18 protein-coding genes are annotated in these 23,826 nt (G+C 34.2%); 13 read left to right on the top strand and 5 right to left on the bottom strand.

Going from position 1 to position 23,826, the window contains the following annotated elements:
- Positions 1–75 precede the first annotated feature (75 nt).
- The 9 genes from F8153_RS08840 to F8153_RS08800 all read left to right on the top strand — a co-directional run bounded on the left by F8153_RS08840 (position 76) and on the right by F8153_RS08800 (position 12,850).
- The gene (locus tag F8153_RS08840; protein WP_151865999.1) at positions 76–1,530 is read left to right on the top strand and encodes a stalk domain-containing protein; all 1,455 of its coding nucleotides are present in this window, start codon (positions 76–78) and stop codon (positions 1,528–1,530) included.
- A gap of 392 nt (positions 1,531–1,922) precedes the next feature.
- Positions 1,923–3,899, top strand: a complete 1,977-nt coding sequence (locus F8153_RS08835) for a transporter substrate-binding domain-containing protein (protein WP_151865998.1) — start codon at positions 1,923–1,925, stop codon at positions 3,897–3,899.
- 6 nt (positions 3,900–3,905) lie between these two features.
- Positions 3,906–5,267 (top strand): sigma-54-dependent transcriptional regulator, encoded by a 1,362-nt coding sequence (locus F8153_RS08830; RefSeq protein WP_151865997.1) that lies wholly within the window; start codon positions 3,906–3,908, stop codon positions 5,265–5,267.
- 205 nt (positions 5,268–5,472) lie between these two features.
- On the top strand, positions 5,473–6,540 hold the full coding sequence (locus tag F8153_RS08825) for a TRAP transporter substrate-binding protein (RefSeq protein ID WP_151865996.1): 1,068 nt from the start codon (positions 5,473–5,475) through the stop codon (positions 6,538–6,540).
- Between the two features lie 60 nt (positions 6,541–6,600).
- On the top strand, positions 6,601–7,110 hold the full coding sequence (locus F8153_RS08820; RefSeq protein WP_207707711.1) for a TRAP transporter small permease: 510 nt from the start codon (positions 6,601–6,603) through the stop codon (positions 7,108–7,110).
- A 13-nt stretch (positions 7,111–7,123) separates the two neighbouring features.
- Positions 7,124–8,407 carry a TRAP transporter large permease gene (locus F8153_RS08815; RefSeq protein ID WP_151865995.1) on the top strand — a complete coding sequence of 428 codons (1,284 nt, stop codon included), beginning with the start codon at positions 7,124–7,126 and terminating at the stop codon, positions 8,405–8,407.
- Between the two features lie 24 nt (positions 8,408–8,431).
- Positions 8,432–9,664, top strand: a complete 1,233-nt coding sequence (locus F8153_RS08810; protein ID WP_151865994.1) for a benzoate/H(+) symporter BenE family transporter — start codon at positions 8,432–8,434, stop codon at positions 9,662–9,664.
- A 96-nt stretch (positions 9,665–9,760) separates the two neighbouring features.
- Positions 9,761–10,558, top strand: a complete 798-nt coding sequence (locus F8153_RS08805; protein WP_151865993.1) for a transposase — start codon at positions 9,761–9,763, stop codon at positions 10,556–10,558.
- A gap of 45 nt (positions 10,559–10,603) precedes the next feature.
- Complete coding sequence (locus F8153_RS08800) at positions 10,604–12,850, top strand: SEC-C metal-binding domain-containing protein (RefSeq protein WP_192929741.1); 2,247 nt, start codon at positions 10,604–10,606, stop codon at positions 12,848–12,850.
- Between the two features lie 130 nt (positions 12,851–12,980).
- On the opposite strand, the gene F8153_RS08795 is transcribed toward F8153_RS08800, so the two are convergent.
- From F8153_RS08795 to F8153_RS08775, 5 genes are all read right to left on the bottom strand, one after another.
- A complete protein-coding gene (locus tag F8153_RS08795; RefSeq protein WP_151865991.1) occupies positions 12,981–13,562 on the bottom strand; it encodes a TetR/AcrR family transcriptional regulator in 582 nt (193 codons plus the stop codon).
- Positions 13,562–16,699: an efflux RND transporter permease subunit gene (locus F8153_RS08790; RefSeq protein WP_151865990.1), complete on the bottom strand. Its 3,138-nt coding sequence runs from the start codon at positions 16,697–16,699 to the stop codon at positions 13,562–13,564. The genes F8153_RS08795 and F8153_RS08790 overlap by 1 nt, the downstream gene beginning before the upstream one ends.
- A gap of 1 nt (position 16,700) precedes the next feature.
- Positions 16,701–17,918, bottom strand: a complete 1,218-nt coding sequence (locus tag F8153_RS08785; RefSeq protein ID WP_151865989.1) for an efflux RND transporter periplasmic adaptor subunit — start codon at positions 17,916–17,918, stop codon at positions 16,701–16,703.
- A gap of 339 nt (positions 17,919–18,257) precedes the next feature.
- Positions 18,258–18,566 carry a nucleotidyltransferase domain-containing protein gene (locus tag F8153_RS08780; protein WP_151865988.1) on the bottom strand — a complete coding sequence of 103 codons (309 nt, stop codon included), beginning with the start codon at positions 18,564–18,566 and terminating at the stop codon, positions 18,258–18,260.
- Positions 18,563–18,964 carry a nucleotidyltransferase substrate binding protein gene (locus tag F8153_RS08775; protein WP_151865987.1) on the bottom strand — a complete coding sequence of 134 codons (402 nt, stop codon included), beginning with the start codon at positions 18,962–18,964 and terminating at the stop codon, positions 18,563–18,565. The genes F8153_RS08780 and F8153_RS08775 overlap by 4 nt, the downstream gene beginning before the upstream one ends.
- Positions 18,965–19,319: 355 nt before the next feature.
- Here F8153_RS08775 and F8153_RS08770 point away from each other — a divergent pair, with 355 nt between their 5' ends.
- The 4 genes from F8153_RS08770 (at position 19,320) to F8153_RS08755 (ending at position 23,684) form a co-directional block, all read left to right on the top strand.
- Positions 19,320–20,369 (top strand): AI-2E family transporter, encoded by a 1,050-nt coding sequence (locus F8153_RS08770; protein WP_192929740.1) that lies wholly within the window; start codon positions 19,320–19,322, stop codon positions 20,367–20,369.
- 393 nt (positions 20,370–20,762) lie between these two features.
- The gene (locus F8153_RS08765; protein WP_151865985.1) at positions 20,763–22,283 is read left to right on the top strand and encodes a zinc ribbon domain-containing protein; all 1,521 of its coding nucleotides are present in this window, start codon (positions 20,763–20,765) and stop codon (positions 22,281–22,283) included.
- Between the two features lie 19 nt (positions 22,284–22,302).
- Positions 22,303–23,130 carry a YIP1 family protein gene (locus F8153_RS08760; RefSeq protein ID WP_151865984.1) on the top strand — a complete coding sequence of 276 codons (828 nt, stop codon included), beginning with the start codon at positions 22,303–22,305 and terminating at the stop codon, positions 23,128–23,130.
- A gap of 158 nt (positions 23,131–23,288) precedes the next feature.
- Positions 23,289–23,684 carry a hypothetical protein gene (locus F8153_RS08755; RefSeq protein WP_151865983.1) on the top strand — a complete coding sequence of 132 codons (396 nt, stop codon included), beginning with the start codon at positions 23,289–23,291 and terminating at the stop codon, positions 23,682–23,684.
- Positions 23,685–23,826: the final 142 nt, after the last annotated feature.

The raw sequence follows: 23,826 nt of genomic DNA, 5'->3' as shown, positions 1-23,826 counted from the left end.
TTTGCAATAAAACTGAATATAGTTTGTACTACAACAATATAATTATAGTAATTGATTAAAGAGGGGGAAATTAGGATGAAGTGTAAGGTTATGTTACCTATAATCATGATAATTATATTGATCACAGTATTACAAACCTTTGCAGGGGAAGGTGATATAAGGATAAGGTTTGAGGGTCATCAGATAAATGATATGCCAAATCAAGCAGCCATTATAAATAATGTACCTTCCCTTTCATTAGAATTGGTAGCAGATAAATTCGGTATGAGTTACGAATATAACTCAGAGGAAAGAAATATTCAAGGAAAAATTGGTGACAGTAATATTAGATTTAAGCTAGGTAGTAAATTCGTTTATATCAATGAAGAAAGGATCCCTTTAGAATCGTCACCAATGAGGATTAATGGGTATATTATGATACCCATAGATTTCATAAGGAAGGTATTCAAAGGAAAGGTAACATGGGATGAAGAGGAACGAATAATTAATATCTATAGGGACAACAACATTGAGGTTCATTTTATTGATGTAGGTGAAGGAGAAAGCATCCTAATTGATTATAAAGATTACCACATTCTTATTAATAGCGGTGGAGAAGAAGATGGAATAATCGTGAGAAATTATTTAAAGAATCAAGGGGTAAAGGATATCCAACTATATATTTCAACCAATTATAACCTTCATGAGAAAAGTGGGTTGAAGGATGTGATGGAGAGCTTTAATATTTACAAGTTCCTCTATTCCGGTGATAAAAAGGAGGCAGATGAATTAAGGGGGAATTTATCACTAATGCCAAGCAACAATGTTGTAGTATTCCTTACATATAAGGATATGAAAATGGATTTAAGCAATGGAGTACATTTAAAACTAATGAAAAATAGCCTAGATAATCCCACTATTATACTTCAACATACTAATATAGAGCTATTACTTAAGGGGACTCTGGATAATAGGAGTTATAAGGATTTTAAAGATACAGAAATAATAAAACTCAACATTAGTAGCGTGGAGGATTTAACAAACCTTGAGATCTTAGAAAACATAAATCCTAAGGTAGTAATTATAGATGCATCCTACAATAGCTTTATTGAAGATTCCGAAGAACTGGATGAGTCAACTTCTTATGCTGTATATGAAAAGTTGAAGGAGCTGGAGGTTGAAGTCTATGATACAAAGGCAGACGGAAGTATTGTATTGAAGACAGATGGAGAAAAGTATGAGCTAGACACCAGAGAGTTTAGTGGTATCGTCATTAGACAATTAGATTTAATTAATCATCGAATAACTCTACAAAATCATTCAAAAAAAAATTTTGATTTAGGGGGCTGCATTGTCGAAGATAAAGAAAATAATGTTTATTATATTGAGAAGAATTCAATTGTTAAGGCTGGCCACCAAAACATTTTTGATTTGATAAAGGAGGGTCAGGAAAAAGATGTTCAAGGGGATTTCGTTATAAGAGATAACTTTGTGACAGATAAAGGCACTCTATACGATACTAAAGGAAACGTAATTGCTGAAATTAAATAAGAATATGACAAAGTTAACCCCGTAGGTAGAAAACCTACGGGGTCCTTTAATTAACTCAAGCCTGAAAGCAACATATCATATCAACAAATTTAGAGCTATTGATGGTGTTGGATGCTATTTCTTCATTAAAAATATATTCACTACTAACGCTATTGAGGGCGCCAATAATAATCAAATGTGCCTGAGTAGGCCTAATACTTTATCTGACTAATTTTAAAGAAGAAACCTTAAGGTATATTATTGAATCAGTAAGAATTTAAATGATAGCTAGCAGGAAAAAAGCAGTATTTAGTTGAATTATATAATGTTATTTTTAAAGTAGAAGAAGTTAGTTATAGGAAATATTTTATAATATATAAAAATATAAAGGTAGGGGCAGGGGGGGATACTTATTGAAACTGATAGCAAGAGCGACTATTATACTCTTTGTTTTAATATCCTTTAGCATACCTTTATCCTACGGAATAAATGAAAATGGTGATATTCTCGTTATAGCAGGCGATAAGAATTATCCACCCTATGAATTTCTTGATGATGATGGAGAATATAGGGGGTTTAATGTAGATTTAATGAGAGCAATAGCTATTGAGATGGGTGTTGAAATTAAGCTTCTCCCTATGGATTGGTTGGAAGTTCATCGAGCTCTACAAGATGGAGAGATAGATGCTGTTCAAGGTATGAACTTTAACAAGCAGCGAAAGGAATTTTTTGATTTTTCAACACCCTATTTATTGAATTCATCAGTATTTTTTGTAAGAACTGAAGATGAAAAGGTGCTTAATTCTAATGACTTTAAGGGGAAGATAGTTGCAGTACAAAGAAGTGATTCTGCAGCTTATATACTTGCTGAAATAGGTGAAATTGAAGTTATGTTTGTCTCAGATCTTGAAGATGCTTTCGATAAGCTAAACAATCAAAAGATAGATGCAGTATTTGGTAACCGGCTAACTGGAATATACATATTAAACAAACTCCAACTCAAAAATAATATTAAGATAATGGGAGAGGAAATAAATCAAGTTGATTATGGTATAGCAGTAAGAAAAGGAAATACGGTTCTGCTAAAAGATATAAATGAAGCACTAGAGAGATTAAAGAAAAATGGCACATATAGTAAAATATATGAAAAATGGTTTGGAAAAGAGGCTTATTTTATTTGGGAAGAACGAAAGTATTATGTATATGGCATCATAGGTACAATAGTATTAGCTATAGTTATTTTTGGTGTTTCTGTAAAATGGAATAACGATTTAAAGGCAGAGGTAAATAAAAGAACTGAAGAATTATATTTAATTAATCAAGAACTAGATATTAGTAGAAATATTATTAAAGAGAGTGATAAATTTAAAGAACAGATTATAGATAGTTTGAGTATAGGACTTATAACCTTTGATAATTCTGGAGGCATTACTGCCTTTAATCAAAGAGCAGAAAAAATATTTGAATTGAATAGAGATGATTGTGTTGGACGAACCTTTCAGGAGTTAGGCTTAGATAAGTTTTTTAATATTGAGCATATAAATTACTGTATACAAGAGGAGAAAGGATTAAATATAGAGGAAACGATTTTCAATTTAAAAGGCGAAAAATACTATTATAATTATCTAATTTCTCCTCTTTACATAGGGCATTCAAAAAATTCTGGGGGCGTTTTAACTTTTAGAAATATTACCGAAGAAAAAACTATTAGAAATGCTCTTTCACAGAAAGATAAAATGCAATCATTAGGAAGAATGATTGCAGGTCTTGCACATGAAATACGCAATCCTCTAACTTCTATAAAAACCTATTTAGAAATATTACCAATAAAGTATGACAACCCAAAATTTAGAGAAAAGATAACTGTACAGGTTCCTCAGGAGATTACAAGACTGGATAATCTCCTAACAGACCTCTTGGACTACGCAAAACCTAAAAAAAATCACTACGAAGAATTCTCAATTACTCCAATTATAGATCAAACTATAAGTTTACTAGAATCATCCATTAATAAGAAAAACATAGAAGTTATAAAAAAATACACTAGTGAGTTTGTTACTTATGGAGATATACAAATGCTGAAGCAAATCTTGATTAATATATTATTAAATAGCATTGAAGCCATAGAACTAGAAGGGAAAATAGGCATCTCAGTTTATGAGGTAAAGGATAGTGTATATATCGATATTGAAGATGATGGTTTGGGTATAGATAACGAATGTATTGATAAAATATTTGAGCCTTTTTATACAACTAAGGAGAATGGTACAGGTCTTGGGCTTTCAATATGCTATCAACAGATAAAGGGGCTTGGAGGAGATATAATAATCTCTAGTAAAAAAGGAATTGGTACAAAGGTAAGCTTAATTTTAAATAACGGTAAGGGGTAAGGTACTATGAATAAGATACTTATTATAGATGATGAACCATCAATATGCGATTCTCTGGAATTTGCATTAGAAGATATATATAAGGTGTATAGTACTCAAAATCCAGAGGATGGATTCGAGATTATACAAAACAAGGATATTGATGTAGTTATACTAGATTTAAAAATTGGAAATATTGATGGATTACTGGTTCTTAAACAAATCAAAGCTATAAAGGATGAAATACAAGTTATTATAATGACAGCTTATGGTAGTATAGAATCGACCGTTGAAGCGATAAAAATGGGTGCTATAAATTATGTATCTAAACCTTTAAACATGGAGGAACTAAAAGTATTTATAAGTAAGGCTTTAGATTATACGTTTATAAACAGTTCACTGTCAAATTTAAAGCAGATTGTTGAAAAAGAGTATTCAATAAATGGAATAATAGGAAGATCTCAGAAATTAAGAAATGTCTTAGTTACAGTTAATAAAATAAAAGATATAGATACTACAATTTTAATTACAGGGGAAAGTGGCACTGGAAAAGATATCTTGGCTAAAGCAATACATTTTGGAGGGAAAAGAAAAGATGAAAAATTAGAGATTGTAAATTGTGCGGCTATACCCAGTAATCTTCTAGAAAGCGAATTATTTGGCTATGAAAAAGGTGCATTCACCGGAGCGGATAAAAAGAAATTGGGGAAAATTGAACTTGCCAATAATGGAACACTTTTTCTGGATGAAATTGGAGAAATGGATATGCTTTTGCAAGCAAAAATCTTAAGAGTAGTTGAAGATACGGAGATAATCCCTTTAGGAGGAGAAAATCCTAAAAAAGTTGACGTTAGGATAATCGCAGCAACTAATAAAGATCTTATGGAAGAAGTAAGAAACAATAGATTTAGGGAGGATCTTTATTATAGGTTGAATGTAATCAACATAAAATTACCTCCATTAAGAGATAGGAAGGAAGATATAGTTGTTCTTATAAAGTACTTTTTAGATAAATACAATAAAAAGTTCAATAAAAATATTAAGGGATTTACCAATAATGCAATTAATATTTTAGAAGGATATACTTATCCAGGTAATGTAAGAGAATTAGAAAATCTTCTCGAGAGAGCAGTGGTTCTCACGGATAAAGAAAAAATAGATGTAGATGATTTGCCTGAATATATAACAAGTACTATTAGAGATCAACTTTCAGATAAGGACTTAGTTAGAATTAAAGTAGGAATAAGCTTAAATCAAGCAGAAAAGGAAGTAATTCTAAAAACACTAGAACATTTTAAAGGAAATAGGAGAAAAACAGCAGAGTGTCTAAAAATTAGCGAAAGAAATTTACAATATAAAATTAAACAGTATACGGAATCACAAGAATAATTCTGCAAAATTTGCATATTCGCAAATTTTGCAGAATTATTTTAAATATATACAAATGAAGTTACTTAAATTAGCAGTTTATAGTTTGGCATAATTATTGCTTCATAATAAGAATGAAGGGGGTAAATGCATTTTTATTAATGCTTGAAAATTCGTTAATATTAAGCATGCATTCCAATATTTTTTAATAAAAAGGAGGAGTTATATGTTTAGGTTCTCAAGAAAAATAATTGTACTATTTATGGTTTTTATTTTAGTATTAGGAATAGTAAGCGGATGCAATAGAGGTAATTCACCAACTATTTCAAATGAAAATACTAGCAATGGTGGAACAGAAAACAACTCAGAAAAGATAGTATTAAAATTTGCACATGATTATACAACCAATTCACCATATCATGAGGCAGCTCTTAAGTATAAAGAAATTCTAGAAGAAAAAACCAATGGACGTATTGAAGTTCAGATATATCCAGCGCAGCAACTGGGAAGTGCTAGAGAGATGATTGAAGGTATGCAAATGGGTACTATAGAAATGGTATGGACTCCAACTGCAAAATATGCTGGATTTGACCAAAAGCTTACTGTATTAGACCTTCCGTTCATATTCCCTAGTGAGGACATCATGTGGGAAGCTCTAGAGGGAGAAATTGGACAAGAACTTATGGCAGGACTTGAAACCATAGGTATAAAAGGGATCTCATTTAATGCAGAAGGATATAAACATTTTACTGCTGATAAACCAATAAAAGGACCAGACTTCTTTAAAGGAATGAAAATAAGAACTATGGAAGCTCCTGTTATAATGGCTCAATTTAAAGCTTGGGGAGCAAATCCGGTTCCGATAGATTTTGCAGAAGTATATAATGCACTTCAGCAAAAAGTTGTGGATGGACAAGAGAATCCGATCATTTCAAACCATGATATGAAATTTTATGAAGTTCAGGATTGGATAACCGTAGCAGATCATGCTTACTTGACATACTTCCTTGCTGCAAGCAACAAATGGTTTGAAAGTCTTCCGAAAGATTTACAAGATGCTGTAGTTGAAGCTGGTATAGAGATGAGAGAAATTCATAAAGTAATGACTAATGAAGCAAATGAAGGCTATATGAAGAATATGATGAATGCAGGTACCCAAGTATATTATATGACTCCAGAGGAAATAGAAACATTAAAGGAGTTAAGTAAGCCTGTTTATGTTGAATTTAGAGATAAAATAGGTGGAGAATTAATTGATAAGCTTATAAAATTTGGGGAAGAAAGAAGTAAATAAATAAATAATTAAATAGAGGTATGTAAATACCTCTATTTTAATAAGTAGGAGGGTATGTGGATGAAAAAAATCAACAAAGTTTTGGTTCGTTTTGAAGAAGGATTAATCGCTTTTCTCTTATTAGCAGCTACAATACTTTTATTTACAAATGTAATACTGAGGTACGTATTTTCAAACTCGCCAACGTGGGCAGAAGAAGTGATTAGGTACATCATGATATGGATTACATTTATTGGTGGAAGCGTGTGTGTGAGGAATTATCTTCATGTCGGTATAGATATATTTGTATCTAACGCACCTCCAAAGATAAAGAAATTATTAATGATGTTAGCAGAATTAGTTAGTGCGCTATTTTGTTTTATAATTACCTATTATGGATATGAAAATACTATGTTAGTGATTAATACTTCACAAAAAAGTCCAGCACTCTATATGCCAATGTGGTTTGTTTATATAGCTATACCTATTGGTTCATTTTTAATGGCTATAAGATTTGGAATAAACGCATGGAAAACAGCCACTGATAGATTAGATGACAATAATGACAAGCTAGATATGTCAACATTATAAGGGGGTTACTAACATGACTTTATTTTTACTGATGATTTTTTTTATTCTTGTATTTATAGGTGCCCCGGTCTTTATTGCACTTAGTTTTTCAGCTTTCTCAGCCCTTTTGTTCTTTACGGATTTACCATTAATGGTGGTAACTCAAAGAATGTTAGGGGGCATAGATAAGTTCTCTTTAATGTCAGTACCTTTCTTTATTCTTGGTGCTAATGTAATGAAGAAAGGTGGAATAGCAGATAGAATTTTAAAATGGTCTCAGGTAATGGTAGGCAGTACTAGAGGTGGCCTTGCTTTTACAACAATTATAGCATGTATGTTTTTTGGAGCTGTTTCAGGATCTTCTCCAGCTACAGTTATTGCCATAGGTGGACTTATGTATCCTGCCCTAAAAAAGAATCAATATGACGGTGGTTTTAGTGTCGGGCTTATTGCTTCTAGTGGATCTATAGCATTGCTTATACCACCTAGCATTAGTGCTATTATCTATGGTGCAGTTACTGGAGTATCGGTAGGAGCATTATTTATGGCTGGTGCTGGTGCAGGTATTATCTATTCTATAGCTTACTTAATATACTCTTATTGGTTTGCTGTTAGAAAAAATATTGAACCAGGGCCCAAAAGCACTTATATGGAAAAACTTAAGGCTACATTATCAGCAAGCTGGGCACTTGGTATACCAATGATTATTATGGGAGGTATTTACCTTGGTGTATTTACTCCTACTGAGGCTTCAGGTGTATCTGCTATTTATGCAATTATCATAAGTATGTTTATATATAAAGAAATGAGTTTGAAAGAATTAATTAAAACCTGTGTAGATTCAGCACAGTCTACTGCTCAGCTTATGCTTTTATTAGCCTCTGCATCAATATTTGGATGGGTATTAACAGTAGCACAAGTGCCCCAAGACTTAGCTAATTTAATTATAGGAGGAAATTTTGGCCCGTATAGTTTCCTCATGCTAGTAAATGTAATGTTATTAATAGCAGGAATGTTCATAGATGGATCATCTGCAATTATCATCACAGCACCGTTACTATATCCTATTGCTATGAGGTTAGGAATCAATCCGATTCACCTAGGAGTAATAATGGTCACCAATGCAGCAATAGGTATGTTTACACCACCTTTTGGATTAAACTTATTCGTTGCTCAACCTGCAACAGGAGAAAAAATGATAAATATTATAAAAGGAGTTATCCCCTTTGTAATAATTAGTATCATAGCATTAATTTTCATAACTTATTTCCCTCAGATTTCTCTATTCTTACCAAGACTTATTTATGGAACGGTATAATTGCTTTAGATAGGAGCAATAAATATGAAGATAAATAAACCATCACAAATGATGGATTTCTCGCAGATAATAAATATTAAAAATATCTCTGCAGGATTAGTAGCTGGAATATTTGGGTGTACTGGACCTGCGCTTCTAATTATCAATGCTGCTCAAAACCTTAAATTAAGTAAGTTTGAAACTTCATCTTGGTTATTTGCGATATATTTTTTTGGTGGCATAATAGGTATAGTACTATCTACAAAATATAAAATACCAATAAGCGGTGCTTATACGATAGCCGGTTCGGTGTTGCTATTAAATAATGTTTCTAATTATAATTATAATGAGCTTACGGGAGCTTTCTTAGTTTCAGGATTAACCATTTTCATTATTGGAATTAGTGGACTTAAGGCGAAGATATTAAAATATATTCCATTGCCCATTGTGATGGCTATGATTGGGGGTTCTCTAACTAGATTTGGAATAGGAATCGTAAATTCTGCTAAAGAACTTCCATTACTAGGGGCTATAACTTTAGCTACTTTTCTTATAGCTCCGAAATTTACTAAAAGAGTGCCCCCAGTATTATTTGCCTTAATAATAGGAATGATAACTTCAGTAATTATGCAAACAGTATATTTGTCAAATTTAAGTCTAAATTTAGCATTGCCTGTGATAGTTCAACCTAAATTTAATATTAATGCCATCTTTAGTATTGCTATTCCACTTTCAATACTGATACTAGGATCAGAGAATGCTCAAGCTATTGGAATATTATTTTCACAAGGTTATAAGCCACCTGTAAATGCCATGACTGTAGCTAGTGGGCTTGGTGGTATTGCAGCATCTCTGTTTGGTGGCCATGCTGCAAATATTGCTGGGCCTATGACTGCGATTTTTTCTTCTGAGGAAGCAGGAAACAGTCATACTGATAGATATAAGGCCTCTATTATAAATGGCATAATTTTTGTTGTGTTCGGAATTTTCTCGAGCGTAGCGCTAGGTTTTGTAACTGCTTTTCCAAGAGCACTAATGAATATAATAGCAGGATTATCCATGATTGGAGTTTTAAAAAGATCATACAAAGATGCTTTTTCAGTAGAGATGTTTAGTAATGGTGCTTTTTTTAGTTTCATAATTGCACTTAGTAACATTCAAATACTAAATATAAGTGCACCATTATGGGCACTTTTTGTAGGTGTAATGATATCATTAGTTTCTGAACACCATGACTTTTATAATATGATTAATAATAGTTCCGATCGTCTCGTCTAGGACTCTGCCGTTTAATGCCAGGGGACTGCCAGGGGGACGGTTCTGTTGACAACACAGAGCAACTTAAGTAAAATAACAGTAGGGGGTGAGTAAGCTATGCCAAGATATGCAAGGCAAAGAAGCAGCACAGGAATCTATCATGTAATGGTTAGAGGAAATGAAAGAAAATCAATATTTATAGATGATGACAATAAAGAAAGAATCATTGATACATTGAGGGAGAAGAAGAGAAAAAATGAATTTGAGCTATACGGCTACTGTATTATGGATAATCATGCACATTTCTTGATAAAAGAGGAAACAGATACAATTGATCGAATTATGAAAAGAATAGGAATAAGCTATGCAAAATATTATAATCAAAAACATAGAAGGATAGGGCATGTTTTTCAAGACAGATTTAAAAGTGAAGAAGTAGAGGATGAAAACTATCTCCTTGCAGTGTTACGATACATACACAATAATCCCGAAAAAGCACATATATGTAAAAGGGAAAACTATAAATGGAGTAGCTATAATATATATATAAATGGTATATTAGATAGAGAACTATTGAGCACCCATACAATACTAAGTATTCTATCAAATAATCAATCAGAAGCTATTAGGTTATTTAAAGAATACAGTCAACAAGCCAGTGATGTGGAATTCATAGATGAAGATGATATTAAAGATGAATTTATTGATGAAAAGAAGATAAGGGACTTTGTATTTAATTATCTCTACATAAATGAAATTAGTTTTAGCAAATTGAAGGAGTTTGAAAATAGAGGACAAAGAGACAAACTAATTATTGCCTTAAAGGATGAGTTCAATTTATCTACTAGAAAGATTGGGGAGGCTATTGGAATAAATAGAGAAACAATTAGGAAGGTATTGGAATCATTCCGCTGACAAAGGGGAACCGCCCCTAAAGAAAAAATGAAAGGAGAGTTCGCCTTGTTCAAAGTAGGAAGAAATGAAATCTGCCCTTGTGGTAGTGGAAAAAAGTTTAAAAGGTGCTGTGGAGAAGAAGACAAAGTATTACTATTCCCTTCAGAAGGGGTATTGATTGAGGAGTTTGTGGAAGTAAAAAGACTTTTTTTTAGATATCTTCAATCCATTGAAAATACCTTAAATCCCCAAATACAAAGGGCAGGTTTTGAGTATGGAATAGATCCTGAACAATGTGTCTCATGGATGGGTTTTTTCTTTGAATGGTTTGCTTTCAATCACCCTATTAAAGAAGAGATGACCATATTTAATCTCTTTATAAAGGATAATTTGCCGCATTTTAGTGATCGGGTAATAAAACAGCTAGAGCTATGGCCCCAAAGCTATATTTCAATATATACCTATATAGAAACCCTTAATAACGGAAATTTCTTACTGGAGGATTGCTTTACTCGAGATGTGCTGGAGGTTAACCCCTCGGCTATAAAGGATGATATAGACGGACTATTGGTTCTAAGACTATTACCTATGGGTAAAAGCTATGATATCTTCCATGGATATGTGACTCTTCCCATAGAAGCAATTGATAAGGTGATTACAACCTTTGAAGATGCTAAAAGTCATAAAGTAGGCAGAGATAAAGATTGGAAAAAATTCTTAATGAACCAAGGAGCTTTTGTAGTAAGCCTAATTATTGATCTGTTAAAGGATGTGCATGATTTCCATGATTATGATGATGAAGATGAATACCACCATCTTCCTCCATATGAGCAATTCCTTATTAAAAGATTCTTACAAAAGCCTCAAAAACCATTACAGGGCAAGAGTCCTTTGGAGGCCTGCTTAACGCCTGGCTTTGATAAAAAACTTGATAAATTTATCCAAAATGTAGGCAATGGAAAATATGATGATGGGGATAGGGGTTTACTCCTATCAGATCATATTGATTATATTATTGAGGTTCTGGAGGGCAGCCTTCATGAGCTTAAGGACCTTGTTGAAACCTCTCTAGTGGATGATTCCTACAAGGAGGAGGCTCTATTTGCTATAGAAAAAATGATAGGAGAATATTACCCCTTCGAGATAAATGGTGCTCTTATTTTGTTTAGTGGCTATTGTAACAGATACCAGCCAATTATAAAGAAAAGAGGCTCATGGGCCTCTGCATTAGAGTATCTGGTAAGTTCTAATCAAGCTACTGGTAGTTACTATACCCAAAAGGAAATATCACAGAAATATGATGTGTCAGCCACCACCCTATCAAAAAACTTAAATCTCCTTGTAGATGGGTCTATGGAAGTAATCGAAAATTTATATATGGAAGATATGGAAGATTTAGAAGACCCTTATCCAGAAATCTTGACCCCTACCCCAGGTAACGGAAGAAGGGTAACAGAAGTATACATGAATCAAGTGCATAAGCAATTACAAAACAAAAACTTCCAGTCAATTGATGAGCTTAATGAATATATGCAGACTTTAATGAAGAATGGAATTCCTGAAGCTAGTTCAGAGGATTTATCTAATGAAGAAAAGGCCCAAGATCTTATCTATAAAGCTTGGGAAAAAAGCAGATCAAAGGACAGGATAAGATTGGCAAAGGAAGCATTAAAAATACACTCTAACTGTGTGGATGCCTATGTTTTGCTGGCAGTGGAGGAAGCTACAAGTTTCACAGATAAAGAAAAGATGTATTTAGAAGCACTAGAACGAGGAAGAATGGTTTTGGGTGAAAATTACTTTAATGAAAATATAGGACACTTTTGGTTAATGACGGAGACTAGACCTTATATGAGGGCAAAAATGGGATTTGCTCTGCTATTGTGGAAGGAGGGCAATTTAGAGCAAGCAACAAAGCATTTTAAAGAAATGCTAGAATTGAATCCCAATGATAATCAAGGTGCTCGTTATATTCTATTGCCTATTTATATGCAGCTAGATAAACTTAAGGAAGCAAGGGAGTTAATAAATTCCTATGAAGATGGTAGTCCTCAATGGACATATAATACTGCCTTATATAATTTTAAAGTGAAGGGAGGAAAAAAGGACGCTAAGGCTTGGCTAAAGGACGCTTTAGAGGAAAATCATTTTATCCCCTATTATCTATTAGGTTTTAATGTTATACCGAAGAAGCTGCCAGAATTTTTTCAAATGGGTAGTAAAGAAGAGGCAATAGTCTATGCTAACAATGCCTTAGATGCATGGGAAAATACAAAGGGAGCCCTAGACTGGTTGCTTTCTGTGATAAATTAAGCAAAACAAGAAGGGACAAGGGTTCTGATGAAGGAGCCCTATATGATAGCAAAAGAAGAGTAATTGCTGAAATTAAATCAGAATATGACAAAGTTAACCCCGTAGGTAGAAGACCTACGGGGTCCTTTAATTAACTCAAGCCTGAAAGTAGAATATCTACAAATGTTGAGGTGTTGATGGTGTTGGATGCTATTTCTTCATTAAAAATATATTCCGTACTAACACTATTGAGAGCGCCAATAATAATCAGCGCTGCTATATTCTTATCTAAATCAGATCGAAGCTCTCCCGTTTCAATACCTTTTTCAACAATTTTTAGTGCAATACTACATACTGTCTGTTTAATGTTGAAAATTTTACATTTAAAATCCTCCGATACATGTTCAGACCTGGAAGTCATTCGTTGAAGGGTGTCGGCTTTAGATTTTACAAAGGCTATGTTATATTCAGTTAAGGCAATCAGCTTACTCCGCACAGTATTCTCTTTTTCAGTGGCATCATGGGCCCCTGTAATATAATCCTCAACAAAATATACCAGCATCTCTTGAAATAGTTCTTTTTTGCTGCTGAAGTATTCATAAATGGTAGCCTTTCCAATTCCGGCTTCCTTTGCAACCTCCTCCATTGTCCCTTGAAAAAATCCATTTTCTCCAAAGACCTTTAGGGCTGCTTCTATAATTTCAATTTGTCGTTTTCCCCTTTGTGTTACCATTATTCCTGCACCTCACTTTCTATAGGGTTAGGAATCTTATTGAACTTTTTATTTAATTTGGATTTTAGTGAAATAGAGAAATCATCAAATACTGTATAAAGCACTGGTACAAATACTAGGGTTACCAAAGTTGAAAGCATTAGTCCTCCTATAACCACAGTAGCCATGGGGGCCTGCATTTCTGCTCCTTCACCAACACCAATAGCCAGGGGTATTAAGCCAAGGGCCGTTGTTAAGGTAGTCATTAATATGGGTCTTAACCTTATAGGGCCTGCAGCAATAATCGCTTCATTTCTTTCTTGACCACTATTACGTAAGACATTAATATAGTCTATTAATACAATACCATTGTTAACAACAATTCCTGCCAGCATAATTATTCCTATAAAGGCTGTTACACCAAAGGTTCTTCCAGTTATAAATAATGATAGGGCTCCACCAGAGAAGGCCAGTGGTATGGTAAACATTATAATAAAGGGATGAATTAAAGATTCAAATTGAGCCGCCATTACCATATAGATTAATACAATTGCAAGGGCTAGGGCGTACAATAGCTGGGTAAAGGCATCCATAATCTGTTCATTTTCTCCCCCTATTTTATAGTTATAACCCTGTGGCATTTCATAGTTTTGCAATTCCCTTTCTATATCTGCAGTGATACTTCTAACATCTCTACCAATTATTTGACTAGTAACCGTTACAATTCTTTCCTGGCTCTCTCTATTGATCTGCATAGGTCCCTTTACGATAGATAGCTTTGCAACTTGGCTAAGGGGGATACTTGATCCAGCTGGGGTTGTAATTGATAATTGTTCAAGGTTGGATATGCTTTCAGTGGTACTGCCTTGGGCTCTAATTACCACATCTAATTCATCCCCTTGATATTTATATCTGGTAGCAGTGGTTCCTGTGGTCCCACCTCTAACAGCAGAGGCCACCTGAGATGCAGTTAACCCATAAATGGCTGCAAGATCTTTGTTTACTAAAACTTCAACCTCTGGTACCGATTCACTGATACTGGTTTTAACCTCTCTGGTTCCTTCTACAGATTCAATAATCTTTTTAAAATCAGCCGATATTTCTTCCAATTGAGTTAGGTCGTCTCCTGTAATTCCAATGCTGACAGGGCTTGTAGTACCCATTGCAGTAGTAGAAACCGCATTTACTGATATTTCAGCTCCTGCAATATTTTTTACCAGTTTTCTAATCTCTTCAGCAACTTCATTTGTGCTTCTATCCCTTTCATTAAGCTTCACTAAGCCCACGGTAATTGAACCGCTGCTATTACTAGAACTGCCTCCCATAATAACATCTCCTGAGCCTACACTGACAAATACTACTTCAACCTCTGGGATATCCTTTAGTTTTTCTTCGATTATTTCAACAACTTCGTCAACTTCCTCAATTCTAGTACCTAAGGGTAAATCCACATCTATGGATATTCTTCCCTCATCTGTAGCAGGGAAAAACTCCATTCCTACTCCAAAGAGGCTGACTATACTTACTACGAAGATCAATACAGAAATGATAATCGTGGACTTTCTTCTAATAAGACTTTTGGTTAAGAGTTTTTTGTAAATTACCTCTATCTTTGCAAATAATCTGTCGAAGGCGTTGTATATAAAATCAAATTTCTTCTTTTTTCTTTCAACTGCTACATCACCTAGATCTACGGTTAAAATCTTAGATGAAAGCATAGGTATTAATGTTAGGGATACCAAAAGGGATGCACCCAGGGATAAGGTAACAGTTAGGGCAAACTCCTTGAATATGGTACCTACTATACCATCAATAAAAACAATGGGAAGAAATACTGCTATTGTGGTAAGGGTAGATGCTGTAATAGCCATTGCCACTTCTGAAGCACCCTTTATGGCTGCATCTTTTTTCGAGTGGCCTTCTACTCTAAAACGGTAGATGTTTTCTAGCACAACTATGGCGCTATCCACCAGCATTCCAACCGCCAGTGCTAGGCCTCCCAGTGTCATCATATTTAATGTAATACCATTAAAATAGAGTAGTATAAAGGAAGCGATAACTGAAATAGGGATAGAGAGCCCTATAATCAATGTCGTTCTTATATTCTTCAAGAAAATGTATAGAATGAGAATTGCAAATATAGCACCCATCATAACATTTTTTACTACGGTGTTAATGGAGGCTTTTATCATAACAGAGTTATCGGATACTACATCTATATCAATTCCTGGGTAATCCTGTTTTAAACTTTCTATCTCATCAAGTACTAAGTTGGCAACCTGTACAGTGTTTTTACCAGACTGTTTTTGAACAGATATACTGATGCTATCCCTTCCATTAACCCTTGAAAAGGAGCTGATGTCTTCATTAGTAAAGCTAACCTCTGCAACATCCCTTAGAGCGATTATTTCGCCAGTTGGCAGGGTTAGGGGCATGTTTTTGATTTCATCAAGGGATGCGAATTCACCTACAACCCTTATGGTAAGCTCTTGATTACCACGCTCAACAGTTCCACCGGGAAGGTTCATGTTGGCAGCAGCTATTAACTGAGCCAGTTGATTAGTATTTAGGCCGTAGCCAGCTAGTCTATTTTGATCTACTAATACTTCTACTTCCTTTGTAAAACCCCCACCGATGCTTACAGAAGCTACTCCGTCTAACCTTTCTAATCTTTGCTTGAAGGTTTCTTCGGCTAAGGTTTGTAATCCACCCAAATCCCCACTGGTGGAAACAGCTATTTGTATGATGGGCATAGAGTTTATATCCATTTTCAACACCATGGGCTGGGTTGCACCATCAGGTAAGAATTCTTTCACCATATCAATTTTTTCCCGCATTTCTAATGCTGCAAAATCCATATCTGTGCCATTATTAAATTGAGCTATAACAATGGAGTTGCCTTGATAGGATATAGATTGTATTTCATCTATATTTCCAACGGTTGCAATAGCACCTTCCATCCGTTCAGTAATTAGGTTTTCAATCTCTTGGGGTCCTGCTCCTGAGTATGAGGTTGAGACTATAGCTATAGGCAATTCAAGATCTGGAAACAAATCTATTGGTAATCCACTTAATGAAATTCCTCCTAGAATAACTACTATCAGAACAATCATGGTTATCGTAATGGGCTTTTTAACTGAAAAGCTAGATAAATTCATGCTATTCACCCCTTACCACTTGAACTTTTTGACCATTCTCTACATAGTGTTGACCCTTTACAATAACCTCTTCACCTTCCTCAAGGCCTGAAAGTATTTCGACAAAATCCCCTGTGTCTAATCCTGTTGTAACATTTCTTTCAACCGCTTTATCATCCTCAAGTACATAAACAACACTATCTCCATCTTTATCAATAACAGCATCACTTTGAATAATTAAAGCAGAATCAATTCTATCAACACTGAGCCTTGCTTCTCCATTCATTCCTGGTCTGATTTTTCCACTTGTATTGTCCACATATATTTTTACAGTATAAAGTTGATTTCTAGCATCGGTAGTAGGGCTAATATAGTCTATAGTAGCTGTTATGGCCTCATCAAAGGCAGCCGGGATATATAATTCTACCTCTTGACCGACAGAAAGCTTATTAACCAAGGTTTCTACAATATTTAATTGCATATAAACCCTTTGGGCATCAACTATTACAGCAGCAGCCTGACTGGATGTGGCAATTGCACCTTCTTTAACATTTAATGTAGATACAATCCCATCCATAGGAGCCTTCACTACGGTGTTGTCAAAATTCCTCATAGCTTGATCAAAGGATATATGGGATTGTGTTAATTGATTTTGTGCTTGTTGGTAGGCAATTTCTGCTTGTTTCACCTGAAGTTCCGCCACCTCTAATTGCTTAGTAGAAGCTGCTAATTCAGATTGCTCTAATTGTGCCTTAGAAATTCCCCCTACGGCATAGAGCTCTTTATTTCTTTCGTGATTTAGTATGGCATTATCGATTTTTTCCTTAGTTAATTGAAAATTTAGTGTAGCAGAGTTCAGGGCATTTAAAGACTGTTCTACACTTTTTTTAGCAGAACTTAGAGCATTTTCAGCCTGTTGAGTATTTTTTGACAAATCCTCTTGATCTAAAGTAAATAGAATGGTATCTTTAGCAACTTTATCACCTAATTCTACATTAACGGTATCTACAACACCGACTAATTTTGACATTACGACAATCTCTTCGTTGGCAATGATTTTACCATTAAAGCGGGTGGTATTTTCAATAGAATCAATTAATACCTTTTCTGTTTCAACTGCTATATAATTTTCTTTGATAGCTTCATCACTTGAAACTTCCTTTGTACAACCTACTCCTGATACAACAAGAGCAAGTAGCAATACTGATAATAATATTCTAGTAATTACTGGTTTTGACATTTAATTAACCTCCTGATAGTTTGTTAGTAATAAGTAACATCTGCTATTCCTAATATATATGCTCCAACTCAGAACTGGCCGGTCGGGTCATGAAACTATTATACTATGCAGCTATTTTATATGCAACTATTTAAAAGAAGATGCTGATAATCTAACTAAGAAATATTAAATGGATCATTACATCTTATATCAATTAAACATAGGTAAAAACAAAAAAATTACCCGTGTTTTTACAATACAGGTAATTGCTTCTCATATAAGAGGACTATATCTGAATATGTTATAGATAAAAATATAACCCCCACCAGTTATAATGCCATGGGGGGTTTCTATACTTTATTAGTTTTTTCTAAATATCATTATAGCATAACCATCGATATGATCCCTTAGGCCGTTGTGGTCAAGGGCTTCATAGTGTACAATATCGAAGTAATAGGGCAAAGGCATTACTTCATTTAATGTGACACTTAAGCTATTTACAATCTCATTGCTTATTTTTTCGCCATAAATTACGATATCAACGTCAGATCCATTTTTATAGTTTCCCATGGCTCTACTACCAAAGATAGCTGCTTTTTTAATTTCTTGAAAAGTTGAAATGGCACTAACGATCCTATTGAGGCTTTCTTCTGATAAACCATACTTCATATTTTATCACCTAAATCACAAAAAACTTGCTTTATTGCTGTATAATATTCATCTTTGATTTTTTTCATAGCTAAATTAAATCGCTCTTCGTTATAAGTATGGGCCAGTAAATTTCTTTTTTCTAACATATCCATCCATACCTCGCCGTCTATAATAATGCCGTAGTGGAAGGCTGATTTTATAACTTCCCTTGGAAAGCTGACCATTACGCTTTGGGATTCTAAGTAATCCTTTAATGTTTTCCATGCCAACTCAAAAGTATATTCAAATCGTTGAATTAACCCTTCCTTTTCTAGTACGCTTAGATTCTCAAACATGGAAATTGCAGAGTCAAATTGATTGTAGGCCTTTGTAAAGTTTTCATATCTTTGTTTCCAACGAATTTCTTTATTATTCATATTAAACGGAATCCATTTGTATTAAGGGAATCAATAGATTCCTAATCCTCCCTTCAGTACCTTTAATAACTATATTGTAACATAAAATTCTTTTGATAAACTATAGGATATTTTTTGTAGACCTAATAGATTGACTTTTATAATTTATAATACATGAGTAAAAAGAACGTTGTCAGTTGTAGCCATTAATTTGACTTATAATTTGCAGGATTTTGCATATTTCTGATGAATATATACCAAAAGATTATCTGTTCACGTAAAAATCTACCTATTTCCATGTCAAAGTATTCTTTTAAGGATATTGGTAAGGATTATGGGTATATATAACTTGTGAGTTACTAAGGAGGAGATGCTTATGGATTATAATAGTAAGTTTTTTAAATATACCATATCTACAGTTTTAATTCTTTTATCAATATTCCTGCTAGGACAGCTAGATTTCATTCTAGTTCCCCTACAGAGGATTTTAGCCTTAATACTTTTTCCCTTTATAGGTGGGGGATTTATTTATTACTCCTTAAGACCTTTAGTGAGAATATTAGAGAACAGAAAAATAAACAGAACTGCAGCAGTGTCATTGGTATTCCTATTAACTATAATCATTATAGTGGGATTAATAACATTTGGCGGTGGCATGTTAAAAGAAGATTTCACTAGCTTTTATAGCACCTTTTCCAAACAGCTTAAAAGTGCACAAGAAAGCACTCAAGATATATTGCAGGGCGAGAACCTATGGATATTTTCTATGCAGGATTTAGAGGAAAAGGCCATGGCAGCCCTGGATATAGGATTAACAAGGCTAGTAGATAACATAAGAAGCTGGGTTTCTATTGTTGCCAATGTAGGGGCGGTAATAATACTGATACCCATTGTGGCATTTTTCTTGTTAAAGGATGATGGGCTAATTTACAGCAATATTAAAAAATTTATTCCCCAAAAAAGGACTTCAAAAGCCCGAAATCTTTTAAAGGATATAGATAATACCCTTTCAGTATACATCACAGGTCAGCTGATGGTTGCTTTATTTCTAGGAATACTAACATACATAGGCTATTTGATAATTGGGCTACCAAATTCTTTAATACTGGCTGTATTTGCCATGATAACATCGATCATTCCCTTTATTGGACCAATTATGGGAGCTATACCAGCCTTACTTATCGGTCTGACAGTAAATTATTTTATGATTATTAAGATCCTAATTGTAATATTGGTGGTACAGCAATTGGAGGGGAATCTGGTTAGACCTCATATAATGGGGAATCGTCTGCAAATTCATCCCTTAATCATCATATTTCTCGTTATAATAGCAATTTCCCTATATGGCTTTGTGGGCGCCTTTGTAGCCATACCTTTATATGGTGTAGTTAGGGTGATTATAAGAAATTTTATGAATAAGGATTAGTACAATATGGGTACATGAGTCAAATAATTTTTTAAGAGAATCCCATGGAATATGCCAAGGGATTTTTTGCATATTATAAACAATAGCCATAAGAATACTTTAGCAGTTAAAATTAGTAAGTATCGACAAATATCGACAAATGAAAGGTTCCTTTCCTGCTATACTTAAATAGTGCTAAATACCCACTTCTTATATAATGGACAGATATTTTTGCTACTTATTGTATGAGGGTTATTTTGTAGTCATTCTCTTGTATAAGGAGAATACAACAAAGGGTCCTAGAGAACCCAGGGGTTCTCTGGAAAATAAGAGCTTTTTGACTATTGGATATTAATTATGAAAGGCTTGTGTTATCAGGGTAGAGACACAAATTTAAAAAGGGAGGGGTTAAAAATGTTTTGTCAAAGTTGTGGTGAAAGAGTGGTAAACGAAGGCAAATTTTGCGAGCATTGTGGTAAAGAGACGGGAATACCAACGGAAGTCATTAAAAACGGCTCTGTGGCTACTGTACAGCATATTTCGCCATCAAAACCTCAAAACAGTGGTGTTCAGCTACAGCTGAGGCAGCTAACTAAGAAGCAAAAACTTATTGGTTTAGTAATTTTCTTAGTTATTATTATAGGTATTGGTTCTTTTCAGCTAATTCAGTATTTGAACAGTCCTCAGCTGGCTGCAAAGCAGTATGTTGAAGCTTTAAACGGAGGTGATTTTGAAAAGGCATCAGAGTATTATCAGGATTTTATGAACCAGAATAACCTAACTAAGGAAATGGTTATTAAATCTATGGAGGATATGGCCGAGGATACCCAACCACCAGTAATTAGGATTATTGAAAAGGGTAAGAGAAGAGATATGGTTTTAGAGAATCAAGGATATTCTGAGTTTGAATTACTTGATAAAAACAAGGTCTTTATACCTGTAGAGTATGATTATGGCAATAATAATAAGCAAGTGAATATTCTAACCCTTTACAAGAGCCTTGACGAAAAACAGTGGCAAACCTCTTATCCTTATTCTATGGGATATGCCACAGTTACAGCTCCAGTGGGTACTACAATATTGGTTAATGGAGAAGAGGCTCTTAAAGCTGATGATAGTAGATACTTTGAGATAGGCCCATACTTACCAGGAAAACATGTCATAGAGTTGAAGTTTTTTAACGATGTTCAGCCGCCATACAGTCAGGAAATTTTCCTTCCAAGGGAATCTCATGTTGAATCTCCCTATGATACATATATGGTTTATGTAGAAACCCTATATGGAGCAGAGATTCTCTTTAATGGCCAGTCTTTAGGTAAGGAGGGCTATGCATACATAGATGATGTACTAGAAGGAACCCATAAGGTTACCATTAAGATGGAGGGGGATATGGTTAAACCCCTTGAGGCTGAGATTGAAGTGTCAAGGGATAACGATTATTTTATTTTCAATGAGCTAGAGCCTCAGGAGGCCTTTACAGAAGAAATTATGGATATAATAGAAGGCTATAACAACACACTGATTAATGCCTATGTCAACTATGATGAGTCATCTGAGAAAGATCCTCTATCAAACCTGTCTCAATATGTAACAGAGTATAGATTTAGTGATGATGTGTATGATTTCTATGATGAGGTTGAGTGGAAAATTATTAATAGTCAAAGCTACTCCATTGTAGATTATTATATAGAAATCGGTTCTGAAACCTATGTCACTGTTGTTACAGATGAAAGCTGGCATACAAGGGAAGAAATAAGAGAAGATTATTATTGGTCCTTTAGTGCCAATGGAGAGAAATCCATTGAAAGAAAGAATCTTCTTGAAGGAACCTATGAGCTAACTAAGGATAACGGTGCTTGGAAGATTGAATATGTTAATAAGTGGTCATATGAAGATCAGTATCTGAATGAATATGGTGAATGGATATATTATTAAATTATAGGGGGTAGTTTAAATGGCTAAATTTTGTGTTCATTGTGGGTCTCAAATAGAAGAGGGTGCTGTGTGTGATTGTACTTCGCAGCAAGGTGCAAAGGTGGAAACAACAGCTACTACAGAAGATAAGCAGGGAACTGTTAATGTCAATGTAGATGTGAATAAGGTAGTTAATCAGGGATTAAGTAGTGTTATTGCTGCTAAAAATATTACTGTTAAAATGGTGGCTAAACCAGTGACAACCTTTACTGAGGTTATTAAAACACCCAACTTTTCGGTTGGAGTTACCTTTATATTAGCCTATGCATTAATATGGGGATTAATAGCTATGAGCATGGTTAAGAAGATGCTAGAAACTACAGGTGGCTTATTAGGAGGTATGCTAGGTGAGTTTGGGATGTATGGCTTTGCCAATCAAATAACCGAGCTTATACCATCAAGCAAAGTATTTTTCTTCGGCTTCTTTGCAATTATCATTCAAGCTGCAGCAGTCATTGGCTTGCTATTATTAGCCAATAGCCTTTTAAAAGGAAACGCCAAGTACCAATCAATCACTACAATGGTGGGAGTATCCTTTGCACCCTCTATCATATTTACTATTATAGGTTTAATAGCTTCATTTATTTCACTAAACCTAACCTATGGTGCATTGATAATTGGTGGTGTTTTAAGTCTTATTCTATTATATATAGGAACAAAAGATGTTTTAAGAATAGATGCTGATAGGGCTGCTTACTTAGTACCTGTTATAAATATTATTACGGTTATCATAACATGGTTTTATATTAAAAGAAGCGTTGCCTCTATCTTTGAAGGACTTATGAATAGCAATACCTTTGGTTGGTAGGCTAGCAAAATTAATACGATAACTAAAGGCTGGGATAGAGGATTTCTATGTCAGCCTTTAGTTATTAACTTTAGAAGTTAAATTCCTTATCCTCAGTATTCAATTTCTATTGATGACACATACTAAAATAAAAGAAATTAATATGGAGGAAAATAAAAATGAAAAATAAACATGTTAGAATCTTAGTATTTTTGTTAATAGTAGTATGCGTCTTTTCCTTTGGATGTAGAGGAGAAGAAGAAGCTCCAGAGGGTCAGAATCCTCAAACCCCAGACGAGATAAGTGACAAACCCCAAGAAGAAGTTGAGGAGGTTACTGATGAGGAAATAACTAGCGAGATTCAACAGGAGGAAGGAGTTATTGGTGGCAAAGTATATGAGTCCGATGAGTATATGGTGGGTACTATGGTAATTGAAAAGGGTGTAAGCCAAGAAAGGATTAACCAACTGGCAGCGAAATATGCTGATCAATTAAAGGAAAAGTATCCAGATAAAAAGATTAATGTCCAAGCCGTGCAGGATGGCAAAAATGTTGCAGAAATTACTAAAGAGTAATGACTATTTCATATTGTAAGGAAATCCTATAAAAAAGGAATCGCCCAACTGAGGGCAATTCCTTTTTTATTTAATAGGAAAGTTCTCTTTTTTCCTATTAAATGGGGGATTTTAAGGGGGTACCCCCTTATAAAAATAAGGA

The organism is Alkaliphilus serpentinus (assembly GCF_009017255.1).
GTDB classification, from domain to species: Bacteria; Bacillota; Clostridia; order Peptostreptococcales; family Natronincolaceae; genus Alkaliphilus_D; species Alkaliphilus_D serpentinus.
Note: the sequence above shows the minus strand (reverse complement) of the source record. Positions and strands in the feature narration are given on the sequence as shown.